Annotated in this window: 1 protein-coding gene (running past one end of the window); it reads right to left on the reverse strand. The window is 65.7% G+C overall.

Annotation, left to right across the window (positions count from 1 at the left end):
• Positions 1 to 15280, reverse strand: partial view of a CARDB domain-containing protein gene (locus QZ613_RS20465; RefSeq protein WP_291983797.1) — the final stretch only. 21011 nt of this gene lie beyond the right edge of the window; only the last 15280 of its 36291 coding nucleotides appear in the window; the start codon falls outside the window, past its right edge — the gene reads right to left on this strand; the stop codon is at positions 1 to 3.

Genomic DNA, 15280 nt, shown 5'->3' on the forward strand with positions numbered 1-15280 from the left:
TCAGGCCGACCGGGTGGCTTGCGGCGAGGAGTCCAGCGTCACCTGCAAACGGCTGTTTGGATTGACGGTCTTGCCTGCCAGTTGGGTGACGAAGGACAGCTTCCAGTTGTCGCGCCGGTAGCGCGGGTCGTCGCTGCCGAAGGTGAAGCCGGCGAAGGGGGCGCCGAAGTCGATCTGCGGCTGCCCTGGCCACGCCTGCGGCTCGGCAAAGGTCAAGGACAGCCCCGTCGGCGCCTTCGCTCCCTGGGGCCATTGCAGGTCGTGCAAGGTCTGCCCGATCGTGGACACATCCGCTGACGTGATTCGGTGGTCGGAATCGACGTCGGCGACGAGCAGAGGATCGATTCGCGACCAGGCGGCAAAACCGTTGTCCGCTTGCAAGGCAAGCCGCGAAATCAGCGCCAGATCGGCTTTTTCCCAGGTGCCGTTGCCGTTGGTGTCGCCGACATAGCCGACACTCTGCAGCCCGTCGCGGTCGGCGCCGGAGAGCGACTGCGCGTTGATCGACACCTGCTGGATATCGAGTACCTGCTGCGTGCCGTACGGTGCCGTCGCCGGAACGCTGGCGACGAGGTCGAGCAGCGTGACCGTGCCGGCGGCGATGGCGGTTGCGGTCTCGATATTTACCCGAAGTTCACCGCGAAGCGGGCGGTCGATCTTCAGCACGGCATCGGCAGGCAGGCCGGAGCCGGGGAGCGCAGCGCTGATTTCAAGCAGCGCGGGATCGAAACGGATGACGAAGCTCAGCTGCCGCACCTCGCCCGGGCTGAGCAAGGTCAGCGGCAGATGCTGGCCGGCGGCCGGCACGTTGACCGCCTGGCCGGGCCCGCGCATGAAGTCGGGCAGCGCCAGCTGCGTTGCCGGCACGGCGTCGAGCGTGAACGAGGTGCGAAAATCGTCGCCGGGAACGATGTCGCCGTCACCGTTGCCGTCGAGGTCACTCCATGCGCTGTGAAACGCCTGCGGCCCACTCCTCAGCGTCAGGCGGTAGGTGTCGGCGAGCAGGCCGTTGCCGCCGACCAGGTAGCGCAAGCCCCGGTAATCCGCGTCGACGACCAGCGACCCGTTGACCACGCCGGCACTGCCGATGAGAACGATGTCCGCCGCGCCGAGACCGGTGAGCGCTGAGTCGTAGAGATTGATCCTGCCGGCCTCGAAGACGTCGTTGAAACGCACGGTAAAGCCGCCATGGTCGTAGCTGAACGAAGTGACTTGCAAGGGCGGCGGCAGAATCGTCACGGCCAGCGGATCGAGCGCATAGCGGCCATCATCGTCTACGGCCGTGGCACGAATGAGCACTTCGCCGAGTACACCGCTGTAGCGGTGGCTGACTTGGCCGGGATTGCCGTCGATGTCGACGATCTGGCCGTCGCCCCAATCGATTTGCCAGCCATTGATGCGGTCGTCATCCGGATCGCTGCTCCTCAGTTCGAGCGTGAAATCCTCGTCGGCGTAGGTCGCCTGCAGGCCCCCGGCGCTCAGCGTCGGCGCGTCGTTGACCGGGGTGACGATCACGCGGACGGTGGCGATATTCGATTCGACCTCCTTGCCGAGCAGGCGATAGGCGAAGCGATCGGTGCCGTTCCAGTCGGCTTGCGGGCTGTAGGTGAAGCTGCCGTCGCCATTGACGGCCACCTTGCCATGTAGCGGGCCGTCGACGAGCACGGGAACGATGCCGCTCGTCTCGCTGCCGATCTCGTCGCCAGACTGCACGCCTGAATCGTTGTCCAGGACGGCGATGCGTAGTGGCGTGTCCTCGGCGGTGGTTGCCTCGTCGTCCCGCGCTGCAAGCGCTTGCCCGCCACCGAGCCGCAGGTCGCGGACCGTGACCTGGCTGCTGACCGCGGCGGCACCGCGCCCAAAGCCGATCAGGTCGAAGCTCAGGTTGACGACCGTACCCGGGGCGATGCCGGTCAGGTCGACGACGACCGACACGCCGCCGTCGGCGTTGTGCAAGGTCGTGACGCCGGCGGCCCTGTGCTCGCTCCCATCCGCTTGCAGGTTGAAGATCGCGTCACTGTTCGCAAGGCCGCTGCCACCCATCAGCGATTGCCCGGTGCTGGCGTCGATGAGCGCCACTTCGAAGGCGTCGTCGGGCGCGGCGTCGACGTCGTCCAGGGCGATGTCGGCCAGGGTGAAGGACAGCGTACGGTCGTTGGCGCCGACGACAAAGGCCTGGTTGAGGCGGGTCTGCGACGAGGCAGCTTCCCTGAGCGTCGCAGCACCCTGCGTGAAGACGACTTCGCCGCTGGTGGACCAGGCAGAGCCGTCGATGAAGCCGGCGTCAAGCAGGGTGGGGTTGGCGGCAATGCTGAACTGTGCGATCGCAGCGCTGAGCGTGTCGCCGGCCGGGTCGTTTGTTTCGGCTGGGCGCAGCCGCCTGAGCCGCAGCGATCCGACGCTACGGCTCAGCGGCAGCGGTGCGCCGGGAGGGGTGGAAGGATCGTACGGCAACGGTGCCGAGTTGGTGCCGGCGAGCAGACCGTGCAGCGCGGCGAGTTCGCTGGACGTGGGCAGGCGACGCACGCCGGGCAGAAGTGTTGACGCCATCAGGTCGTGGCTGTCGCCGCTGTGCTCGAGTCCCGCCGCGTGGCCGTATTCATGGCGCAGAACGGTGAGCAGATCCATCCTGCCCTCGGCGTCGGAGCCCGGTCTGGCGATCAACTCGAACGGGTTGCTTGTGGGCAGGAACTCGGCGTTGTCGGAGGGCGTGAGGTCGACGAACCAGCCGTAGCCGGCGGCGGTGGGGGAGAGGGTGATGGTTGAACCTTGGCTTTGGCCCGTGGTTTGCCCGATCACTGCATGGGGAATATCGCCAAAACTTAAAAGGGGCGCGCGTTGCGCGGCATTAGTGGTTAATCCGATGAGGTGACTTTCTAGAGGGTACTCTTTCGGCAGGTGGTTAAGTATGCGCCATTCGCCTTGTTCGCAGTGTTTTCTGTATATTTTCTGATATTTATCATAGTCAGCCCCGGGTTTAATTGAAATGTCGATAACCTCTATGAAATAGATTACTTTAATATTTTTTTCTCCAATATTAACTAGAAAAACTACTTGGTCGTCACCGATGTAGCCATTTTCTGGTGCGTATTTAAACTGAAATACGTTTCTTGTTGAAATCGTGCCGTGCCGTGGTTGTTGAATTATGTTAACCGCTGCTGCCTCGATGTCTGCTTGCAGGGTGCCGTCGAATCTGGCGTCTGGAAATATCTGTCCAGCACTATCTCTTGGGTGAATGTCAAGTCCATCTGAAAAAGGTGAGTCGCCGCCCTTTGCCATCCGTTCAAGAGTGGGTGATACGACACAAACACCCATGGTTCCATAAATCAACTCTGGTCTCCCGGTGGCGGTGTTGTCTGCAATTTCAATGACGGACTGAGGTGTCATATCAATACCATAATCAACCATGCTCGGCATGTCTGAAATTAACATCTTTGGTTCTCCCGGAAAGCTGTAGATGTTGGGCTTCGATCCTCTCGGAAACTCGTGCAAATCCGTTTTTGAGGCGGCCGTAAATGCGGATTTAGGCTCGCTCCGCATGTTCTGGGCGCTCGGATCAATCATTTGCAGAGTTCGTGTATTTAGAACTAAGCCAAACTTCCTGTTGTAAGTCTGAGCTTTTTCGATCGTGATGCCCATGGCTTTGAGCGCTAACTCCATGTTACCGTAGGCGTTTTGGTCGTATACTAGCCGATTGATATTGTTCCATGTTTCCTGTCTTTGGTTTCTTTGAAATTGTGTTGGATTTCCTTGAATTCCTGAATGAACCTCTCTAAAGTTCTGCTGGTCACCTTGCGAAGTGTTGTCAATGCGTTCATTTAGGTCGTTCCAAATTGACCCATATCTCCAATACCACGCGCCAACTTGGGCCGCCAATTGCCGATTCGACGACACCAAGGCGTAGTCGGCGATCAAGTCATAATTAGTCCCGAGAAGAGTGTTCAAGCTAGGCACTTGGCGCTGCAGGAAGGGCCTGTAGCTTCTATCGGGGCCGCGGGTTAGTTGAAGTGAAGCAATCGTTCCTCCATTTGTCGCAACTGTGTAGTTGTTTCGACCAGTAATATGGAGAAGTCCGCGCCCCCTAAAGGCGGAGCCGTCATGTGTGTTTGGCATGTTTCCATTGCGGTTGGCGTACTGCTGATCAAAGTACGCTGCCGTTGCAGCTTCGGAGTTCCAGCCGCTCTCATACATCCATTCCAGCCTACCAGTTTCATGGTAGGTATTTGCCAAAAATGCGGCAAGCCTCTTTGGGGTGTTGATTTCAAAGGTCCTCAGTGCTTCATTAATAGGAGTCACCCATTCGGCCATTCGTTCACTGCTTGAGTCCATGATTGCCGCCAGCGACTCGGCAGTCAGTTGTGAACCAATACCTCCACCGTGGTCGCCAAGACCACCTAATAGCAGCTTGCCATTGTTGATGATTCCTCCGGCCGATGTTCCGTCGCCAAACAATGCTCGATGAATGGTCAGCTGCTCTTCAGGCGTGCTTCCCGAACGAACCCGCTGCACCTGCTCGTCGAGCGATCCATTGCCGCTTACCTCGTCTGTGCGGACGGAAGCGTATACAGCCAGGAAGTCACGCAAGGCTTCCATCTGATTGTTGATCCCTCGTCCATTTATCAAAGGGTTTTCCGGGTCAGTGACGCCGCGGCGTCGATTGGGGTTTTGAAGAAGTTCCGACAAGGCGAGCGCATTTGTATAGTTCCATGTTCCGGTATTCAAAGCTGCTGTTATTCCCCCGTTATCTGATCGCAGGCCGAACAGCCACTCGTCTCCGTCGATCGCCGTCTGGTTTGGAAGTGACACGTATCGCTCATTGATCCCCAGGTTGAGCATCGTGCCCAAGGAGCCGGTGCCGTTGAACCACAGCGCATAAGGCCTGCCCTGCGCAGTCGCTGCATCTTGCGCCGAAAGCATGAGGTCATAGATCCAGCTCGTGCCCATCGCTGCAGTGGGGTTCGTCTTGTCGGTCATGTCTTCCCAGCCCACGAGCTGCTGACTTCCGGACGGAAAGAAATCGAGCCAGTGCGGTGCGTTGTAGGCGTTCAGCCAGGCGACGTCACGCTCGGAAAGCGTGACGGGCGGCAGCGGGGTGGTGCGCGTGCTGGCTCGTCCCCCTACCGTGATTTGCTCCGTAAGGGTGGTGGCGTAGGCGGTCTTTCCATCGATGATCTGGTCAAACTGCCGCAAGGCGATGTGCTCGGCGTCGTCGATTGTGCCGTTGACGGTGATTTCTCCCGTATTCATTGCGGAGAGGCCAAAGCCCAGGTACTTCAATCGTTGCTCCACCCGCCACACGTCGAGAAGGTCGTTCTCGGCGCCGGGGCGCGCACTGAGGCCGGCTGCGCCGGCGAAGGGGTGGTACCCCGGATTGTTCAGCGGCCGATCGCCGAAGAAAACGGTTTCCGCCGCTCGCGTGTAATCCACTACGCGCAGTTTCAGGAGCAGGCGCTTTTCCGGATCGTTCCTGTCGTAGCCCTTGAGGGAGAGGGTGATGTCGGCGGCAGGCAGCGTCTTGCCCTGGCGCAGGCGATCGACATCGATTTTCGGCGCGAGGAAGACGATGCCGCTGTCGCGGAGCGTCTTCTTGCCCAGGTCGGTGCTGACCGCTTGCAGTCCGGAGTAGGTCGCACTGGTCGCTGCCTGCGCCGACGTGAATCCATCCTCGCGTTCGGCGGTGAGCAGGAAGCCCTGGCCGTCCCTGACCAACTGCGCGGCGCCGCCGACCTCGATGTTTTCCCAGTTGATGTTGAAGTCCGCGTCGTTCAGATCCGCCAGCGTGCTTGCGTATTCGTCACGGATAAGCTTGAAGAGGTCTATGCGGGCGACGTCGCCGTAGTTGATTTCAGGGACTTTTCCGCCCGCGTCAGGGTCGATGGTCGTCCGGAGGAACGAGCCGCCATCGACCGGCGCCGTGAAGTCCACCGCGTCGGGTTGCAGTAGTTGGCTGGTCGCCATTCCGTGGATCCAGCCGGAAGTCAGTTGCGGGCTGTCGGCGAGGTTCAGCTTGCTGGGCGTGACGACCTGGGTCGTCACGCCATCGATTCGCTGGCGATCGATCGGCAGGGGTCGTGGCGACGCCTGCCTGGCGAGCGAATTTCTTTCCGCGGCGGCGATGAGCGCGTCCAGGTCCCAGACCAGGAGGCCGCTCGCTGGCGGTGCTTCGCCAATGGTCGGCCAGTAACGGATGTCCGCCCACAACGTCCTGCCGCCGTCGGTGACTTGCAGGCGTGAAAAGTTGGCGTCGATGATCGGCGAGGTCGCGCCGAGATATTCCGGCGCCGCAGCGAAGGGATTCTTGACGATACCGATCTTGCCGCCTGCCTGCCGGGCACCGGTCTGAGGGTCATCCAGCGCGTACAGCGGATCGACGAAGTCGAAGAAGTAGTCGGCGACGAGCGCGTATTCGTTGCCGTTGCGCGCAACGATCACCGCTGGCGATTGCGCACGCTGGATATTCAGCTGGTAGTTGCCGTCGAGGCGGCTCATGCCGGGCAGGGCGCCGGACATCGGGATTTGCCTGAAGACCGGCGTTCCCTGAAGTCTTCCCGAATTGCTCAACTCGACGGTGATCGTGGCCAGGCCCGCGTTGTCGTCAAGTGCGTCGCTGAGCAGCAGTCGCAGCGTATTGCCCTTGATGCCCGCGGACGCAATGTACTGCGGCCCCTTTCCTTCGCGGGTCGGGAAATCGACCTGCACGAAGGCGCCGGCGCCGGTGGCGGCGAGGCGGCCGCTTCGTTCCTGCAGTTGATCCAGGTCCAGGATGAAGACGTTGCCGCTGTCCGGCTGGCTACGCGCCATGGCCACGTCGATGCTCTGCTTGCTGGCAGTGAGCGCCAGGTAGCTGTGGGCGCCGTGCGTCAGCGCCATGTCGATATAGCCGTACGGCGCGTTCTGGCCGCTCACTGCCGCGGGCAGCTCGACTTGCCGGATGGCCAGGAAGTCGCTGGCGGTTTCGTCGATATTGACGCGCAGGAGACGGTAATTGCCAGCCGGGTCGTAGGGGCCGCCCTCGGCGACATAGAGCCACTGCCCGGAAACGGCCAGGCTGCTGACATTGGCCGTTCCGACGCTGAAGCTTATTGTTGCGCTCATGGTCGCCGTATCGATGACATGGATGGTGCCGTGCGCACCGGCGACGAAGGCGAGGCGGTTGTCGAGGCTGAAGGCGATCTGGTCGGTCTTGCTGCCGCCACCGACGGTCGGGTCGCCGTTGGCGTCCAGATAGGGGATCTCCTTGACGATCTCGCCATTCCTGAAAATCTGCATCCGGTTGGCGAGGGTGACGACGCTGAAGTCGGTCTGTCCTGCGAGGGCGACGTGGCCCGCCTCGCCGTTGGCCAGCCAGCGTGTCGCGCCGGGATTGGCCGGGTCGACGCTTTGCAGCATGCGCTGCACGGTGATCACATGGAGTCCCAGTGCCAGCTGCGGCGGAAGGTCGATGTCCACGGTCATGCGCGCAGCGCCGGGTGCGACCGCTGCGAGGTCGACCACCTTCTGCCACAGGCGCATGCCGTCGCGCATTTCCTGACTGTCGTTTCGCCAGACGGCGGAACTCGCTTTGCCGTACGGATCGACCTTGGGCTCGTCCGGGGAGATCCACACTCGCAGGGCGCTGGCTTGCGCCGCCATTCCGGGGACTGCCGCCGGCTGGAGGTCTTCGACGGTCAGCTGCAGCTTCCCGGCAGCGAGCATTTTGACGTCGGTGATGCGTGGCGAAGTGCCCGTGTCCCGGGTGCCCGATCCGCTTTCTCCGGGTGTCGCGATGGTCAGCGTGAGTTCGCCGTTGTCGAGGCTTCTCTGCACCGGGACGACCTGGTAGACGCCGCCGAAGTCCAGGTTGATGGCGTAGATTTCCGACGTTCCGGCGAACATGCCGATCAGGTTCGTCGCTGCGCCGGCACCCGTCAAGCCGCCGTTCGCCAGGTTGCCAGCCAGCGAAATCGCCAGCGAATTCGTCGTCAGGGCAAAGACGTTGACGCCGTTGCCGCGCACTGTCAGCGCACCGGTCTCATGGTTGCTGCGGGTCTTCACGACAACGAGATCGCCGGAAGCGCTGACGCCGCCGTACGGTGGGCTGGCGGTGCGGGCGACGAGCCGGCCCTGCGCGTCGGTGCCGACGAAGCCGTTGTCCAGGAGCCACCATTTGTCCTGCAGGATGCCGTTGACGTCGGGGGCGGTGCCGCGGCGCAGAAACAGGACTTCGTCGCCGGCTTCGACCCCGACCTCGGCCTGCAGCGGGATCGCCAGTTGCACCGGGACGCTGCTTGCCTGTTCGCCGAGATCGAGGCGGAACGCCGCGAGGGTTTGCAGGACCTCCGGTGCCGGCGCAGACATTCCCGTTTCGGCGAGCAATTCGGCCACGGCGATGCGCCGTATCGAGACCAGCGCATCGTCGCGCAGGGCTCCCGCTCCGATCATCACCGTCTCGCCGGTCGCCGCCTGCACCACGCCACCCTGGTCGGCGGCGATGGTGATGCCGGCCGGGGCGGCGGTGTTCGGGTCATCGTCGGTCAGTGCGGCGGCCTGCACACGCAGGCGGATAGTGCTCTGGCCGATGACCTGGTCGCTGACGCCGCCGTAGCGATCGACGACGCTGGCCAGGTGAACGATGGCGACGCTGACTTCGCCGGGTCGCAGGGCGGTGATCAGCCCGTCTTCGCCGAGGCTGGCGATGCTCGCGTCGGAAACGACGTAGCGCGTGCCGCTGTACACCGGCGGGGTGGCCGGGATGACGATGTCGAAGCTTTCGCCGCTCTCCGGGTCGAGGTAGCGTTCCAGCGTTTCCGGTGCGCCGGAGAAGTTCGTCTGGCTCGCGGTGTGGATGTCGATCGGCTGATCGCTGTAGGGGTCGGGCAGGCGTACCTTCAATTGCCGCGTGTCGCCCGGCATCAGGGTGAGCGTGCCCGGGTAGACGTCCGGCTCGATGGACAGGCTTTCGTCGCCGCCGTAGCCGCTGGCACTTTCGTTCTCCTCTGCGCCGGCTTCGCGGTCGAAGGGCAGCGCCGCAGCGCGAACGTTGATCGCCGCGGCGGCCTGGACCAGGCGTCCATCGTTGTCTACGCGCTGAATCATGAGCAGCGCCGGGCCGACGCCGGTCGCCCGGACAATGTCGTGCGTGTCGTCGACCTGCAGCGGGTTCGGCAAGCGGCCACCGAGCTCCGTCAGATCGGCGCTGCCGAGCGTGAGATAGGCGGCGTCGGTGATGGCGACGGACTGCTCGTCCGCGAAGTCGGCGCTTGCCTGCAGGCGGGCAAACTGGCCACTGGCCAGCGCCGGCAACTGCGCGAGATGCAGGCGCAGCAAGCTTGCGCCACTGACGTCGATCGTCAGCTCGAGCGGAGCGCCGGCGGCGAAACCGTCATCGGCCTGCAGCGTCAGCGTCGCTGCACCGCTGTAGCCGGCTTCCGGGGTGAAGCTCAGCGTCTGGCCGTCGGCTTCTATTCGGCCGCTGCCGTGGCTGCTGCCGAGAACGCGCCAGAACAGCGTGTCGCCTTCGAGGTCCTCGGCGAACTTGCTCAGCGCGCCGCGCGTGGCCAGATCGGTGTGCGTGTTGAGTACTGCGGAAGCACCGTTTGCCGTGTTCGCTGCCGTCGGCGCGCGATTGGCCCTGAAACCGTAATTGGCGTAGAGGACCTGGCGGTCGGCGCTGTCCATCCGGCCGTCGCCGTTGATGTCCGCCACACGGTCCTGTGCGGCAGCGGCTTGCTCCCAGGCCTGGCTGTCGGCGGCGTCGATGCGGCCGTCGCGGTCGAGGTCGCCGGCGACGCTGATGCGCAGTTGCGCTGCGCCGTTGCCGCTGATGCGAATCAGCTTGACGCCGGCCTCGCTGACGCGCAACAGGCGGGTGTGCGTGCCGTTCACCGTGGTGCTGCCAATGGTCTGGGCGCCGACGACTTCGAGCCGGGCGTCGGCGGGGAGCATCGTTTCGAGCGCCAGGATCACGGCGCCCTGAGCCCCGGGCGCATGTATCGTCGATTCGATTTCACTCTCGCGCACACTGAAGGCGAGGTTGATGCCCGTATCGGCGTTCAGCTCGCCGGCCCAGGCGTTGGTGTCGCTGCTGCCCCAGCGCACGGCGGCGCCGAGGTAGGCGGTGAGGGGGTCGGTGAGCACTTGCCCGCCAGCGGCGTAGGCGATCGGCGTCCCCGGATCGCCGTCGTCGAGGCGGCGGACGAGGATCAGCCGGCCGGCGCTGTCGTAGCGGTAGGCGATGGCGGTGGTGCCACCGGCGCCGTCAGGAGCCGTAAGGCGCACGATGTGCCCGGCGCTGTCGCGCTGGAAATCCACGCGCTCGGCGAAATCGCCGTTCACCGCCGCGATGCCGGCGTCCGAAACGAGCCAGGATTGGCCGTCGGCGAAGGCGATGCCGTTGATCGTCCCTTGCGCGTCGAGTGTGTAGCGCGTGCCGTCCGGGGCGGTCAGCGTGTAGGCGCCGGGCACCCAGGGCAGGCCGCTGTCCTGCGCGTAGAGTCGATCACCCTGGCGCTGGAGACGGTCAGCGCCGCTGCGCGCCTCGTCGGCGTGCGCCTGCAGTGTCCAGCCGCGGTCGCCGCTGAACGACGGCCGCCAGACCTGCGCTGCGCCGGCTTCGCTGCCCAGGCGTTCGCCTTGCACGCCGAGAACGAACGAGAGCTGGGTCAGGCCAGCGCTGGCGTCGGCAAGGTCGGCCGGGATGCTCAGCCAGACGCGCGCGCCCAGCGCCCACGCGGCGCTTGCCCCGTTGGCCAGCATTGCCGGCTGGTCGCTGCTCAGCCGACTGGCGAGCAGCGGCAGCGTCCAGTTGCCAAAGTCGCCGCGGTTGTCGGCCGGCGCGCCGCTATTCGTCGGCTGCCAGTGGCGGGCGAGGGCCAGCGTGTGGCCGGCAAGGGTCAGCGCGGCGTCGGTCTGGCTGTGGCTGGCGAACGTCTTGTCGGCGCTGTCGATGATCAGCGTGGCGTCGATCTCGCTGCTGCGCCCAGCGAGGTCCCAGGCGGTGAGGCGCAGCTGGTAGATGCCGTTGTCGAGCTGCTGGGGATCGAGCGTCGCCAGGGCCAGCGTTTGCGCGACGCTGATCGCCGGCGTTTCGGCCTCGGCCAGCGTTTGCCAGCGATTGCTGCCGGCTGCGGCGATCTGCAGTTGCCAGCCCATCAGTTGGCTTTCCGCGATGCGGGCGGTGAGGGTCGTGCTGGCCCGCACTTCGTGCGGCTGGCTGCTCGCGCTGGCGCCGGCAAGCGTGCCGCTCCACGCCAGTAGCGGCGCCGCGGTGTCGGCCGGGTCCCTGACGCGCAGGGTCTCGGTGTGGGTGGCGCTGAAGCCGTCGCAGTCTGTGGCCAGGACGCGCATTTCGATCAGGCCTGGCTGGCTGGCGCTGAGCCGGACGCGCCCGGCGCTGTCGAGCGCAACACTCTGCCACCTCCCGACGCCGCTTTCCGCGTCGATTGCCGAGCCACGCACGGTCACTGCGAGTTGCGCGACGCCACTCCAGGCGTCGGCGCGCACGCTGGCCAGGATCGTTTGCCCCGGCAGCGCCGGCGCGCTCGGCGTGGTCGAGACGACGATCTTCGGCGCGTTGGCTGCCGCTTCGGCGATCACCCGCAGGGTGAACACCGCCGTTGCCGTGCCGTTGCGCGCCTGGCCGTCGTTGACCGTGGCGCTGACCGTGAAGTCGCCGATCTGCCCGGCGCCCGGTGTCCAGACGAGGCGCCGACTGTCCGCGTCGTAGCGGGCACCTTCGGGAAGGCCGCTGAAGCTGATCGCCAGCGCCGCGGTTTGAGCCGGGCCGTCGGGGTCGCCGAGCGAAATCCCGTTGCTTGCAGCGGCGAAGACGACCGGGATGCTCAGCGTGTCGCCGATCACGACGGCGTGATTGCTGGCGCTGATCTGCGGTCGCCGATTGACGTCGAAAACGCGTAGCTGCACGCTCTGTGTGGTCAGTGAGTTGTCGGCAGCGCGGCCGTCGTTGGCGCGAAAAGTGACGCTGTACGAGCGGCTGTCGGCGCTGCTGTTGTCGACGACATCCCCCGGCGTCCATTCGAAACGGCCACTGCTGGCGTTGAACGAGACCCCGGCCGGCGTTTCCTGGTCATGCACCAGGCTCAGTTGCACGGCGTCGCGATCGGCATCGGAGGCGACGACGGTGAAGGCCAGCGTCTCGCCTTCGTCGATCAGCTGCAGCGCTATCGGCACGATGCGCGGTGCCTGGTTGGTGTTGGCGACGACGATCTCGATGTCGCGGCTGAAGCTGGCCATGCCGTCGCTGGCGGTGACGCTGAAGCGCCAGTGGCCGGCGCGCAACGCGCCGCCATCCGGGTCGCTGCCGTCCTGTGCCGCGAAGAGATCGGGAGTCCAGTCAAACGCCGCGCGACCGCCGTCGGCGCTGAAACCCATGCCGCGCGGCATGCCGGCGACGCGCCAGTGCAGCGCGTCGGCGTCGCTGTCCTGCGCGAACACTTCGAGGGCCAGTGGCTGCCCCTCACGAGCGTCGATGCGCAGCGGGCCGGTGTTCACCGAGCCGCCGGCGTTGCCGGCAGCGACGCGATCGTCGGCGAGGGTCTGCCCGTTGACCCGCACGCCGAGCAGCTCGGGTGCGGCGTTTTGCGAACGAACGACGATGCGCAGCGTGTGCCGGCTCACGTTCGGCAGCGGCTGTTCGGGGGTGCCGAAGCCGCCGTTCTGCGGTGGCAGCCCGCTGTCGGTAACGATCAGCTCGACGTCGCGGCTGCCAAGATCGTCGGCGGTCGGTGTCCAGCGCAGCGTCGCGTGTCCGTACTGGCTGGCCGGAATCAGCTCGGCGCCGAGTGGCAGGCCGTTGCTCGACCAGCTCAGCGGGTCCTGGTCGAGGTCGCTGGCGACGATGGCCACCGACAACGGCTGGCCGACCAGCGCGACGACCTGGCGTGGCGCGGCGATCAGCGGCGCTTCGCTGACGCTGCGAACGCTGACGACGAAGGCGCGCGTTGTGCTGAGCGCCTGCGTGGCGTTGCCGTCACCGTCGTCGCTGGCGGTAATGGTGACCGTGTAGTCGCCGCGGTCGCCGGCACCGGGGGCAAAGCGGATGCTGCCGCGCAGTTGGCCAAATCCCTGGCCAGGCGCCTGCTCGCCAGTCGCCGGCGGCAACTGCGTGTAGCTTGCGAAACGCGGCAGGCCGCTGATCGTGATGGCGATCGGATTGCCGTCGACGTCGCCGACGCTGAACGGGATTTCGAGCACGCCGCCGGCGTCGACGAAGGCATTGCCCAGGTCGCCCATCTGTGGTGCGCGGTTGGCGTTGCCGACGACGATCGGCACGACCAGCTGGCTCAGTGCGGGTGTTCCCATACCGTCGCCGTCGTCGGTCGCGGTGACGACGACGCTGTAGCTGCCGGCCTGGGTGTAGCCCGGCGTCCACACGATTTCCAGGGTGTCGGGGTCGAAAAAGGCGCCTTCCGGCAGGCCGCTGAGCTGGTAGCTGACGCTCGGCGCGCTCGTTTCCGGGCCGATCGCTGCACTGCCCGGACGCATGCGCACAGCTGGCGTGAAGGCCGGGTTGTCGGGGTCGAAGGCGAAGACACTGATGCGTAGCGGCTGGCCTTCGAGGACGCGCCAGGTTTCGCCGGCGGCGAAGATTGGCGCGCCGTTGGCGTTGGCGACGTTCAGGACGACATCGCGGTCGAGCACGCTGCGACTCGTTTGCCCCGAGGGCGCCGTCCAGGTGGCGATGACGCTGACCGGCACGCGGTAAGTGCCGTGCTGGTCGAAGCCCGGCGTCCAGGCCAGCCAGCCGGTCTGCGCATCGAGCGTCGCGCCGCCTGGCAGCCAGCGCGCGCCGTACTCGACGCTGAGCGTCGTGCCGTCGGCTTGTGCGCGACCGGGCAGCATTCCCGGTACGCCGGCGGCAAGCTGCAGCGCCCAGGCCTCGCCCTCGCGCAGGGTTTGCGCGGCGACGGCGGCCAGGACCGGTTGCGCGCGAGCCTGTTCGACGGTGATCGTGAATGTGCGGCTGGCGGTGCTCTTGCCGTCGCTGGCGAGGACCGTGACCGCCTCCCAGACGCCGGCCTGATCGTGGTCCGGCGTCCAGCTCAGGACAGCACTGGCCGCGTCGAAGACGGCGCCGTGTGGCAGGTTGCGCAGCGCCAGCGTCAGGCGGTCGCCGTCGGCGTCGGTGGCGAGCAGGGGCAGCGACAGCGTTTCACCTTCGCCGAGGGTGACGTCGTCAATGCCCTCGATCACCGGCGCGCGGTTGCCGCCGATCACCGCCAGGCGGAACTCGCGCAGGGCGACGCCGCCGCGACTGTCGTCGACACGCACCACGACGCGCGTACTGGCGTCGGCGCTGGCGAGTGGCGTCCAGTCAAGCGTGGCGGTCGCGTGCGCGGCTTCGCCGGACAGGTCGATTTCGGCCGCTGGCGTCAGCGTGACGCCGGCCGGCGCGTCGACCAGCTGCCACCAGAAGCGCGTTCCGTCGAATTCAATCGCTTCGATCGCTTCGATGCTCGCGCTCCATGCCTCGCCGACGCGCGCCGGCGGCAGGAGATCGCTGTCGACCAGACCGGCGAGCGAAAGGGTCGGTGGCCGGTTGTCCTGCGGGAGAGCGAAGACGCCGTGCCCGAGGTTGGCCTTGAGCAGCTCGCTCAGGCCGGCGCGCGGCACCGTTTCGCTGCCCGGCGTGACGCGAACGGTCTGGCCGGCAATCGTTGCGCCGACCGCGAGGCGGCCGCCAAGCGCCTGCAGCGCGGCGCCGAGGTCGATGGTCCAGAGGTCGGCGTGGCCGGATTGACCATCGCTGGCCGGCTCGGCGTCGGCGATGGTGCCGGCAAAGTAGCGGCCGGCGTCGAGGAGCAGGAGCAGGGGGCCGCGGATTTCGTCGCTGCCGATATTGGTGACGCTGACATCGTAGCTGACCTCACCGCTGGCACGGCTGGCGCGGGTGTTGCTGAAACCGAGCTGCAGCCGGCTGCTCATGTCGGCAAGGGTGGTGAAGCGGCTCGAAAAGCCGCTCTGCAGCGGCGTCCCGGCGGCGCTCTGCAGGCTGGCAGCAATGTCGATCCGGAAGTCGCCGGCGGCGAGGCCACCGATCGCCAGCCAGGCAGTGCGGCTTGCGCCGTCCCAGCGCACCGCTTGCGGCTCGCTGCGCGCATTGGCAGTGCCCGCCGTGGCCCCCTCGCTGGCGAGCGCGGTGAGCACGAAGTTGCCGGGGTCGAGGACGCTGCGCGGGTCATGGCCAGCGCTGCCGTCAGCCAGGGTGCCGAGCCACATCGCCTGGTCGAAGACGACGCCGATCTCGTTCAGCGGCAGCGGCACGAGCGCGCCGTCAGGGACG

This window comes from Candidatus Accumulibacter sp. ACC005, from assembly GCF_907163215.1.
Lineage (GTDB): Bacteria > Pseudomonadota > Gammaproteobacteria > Burkholderiales > Rhodocyclaceae > Accumulibacter > Accumulibacter regalis.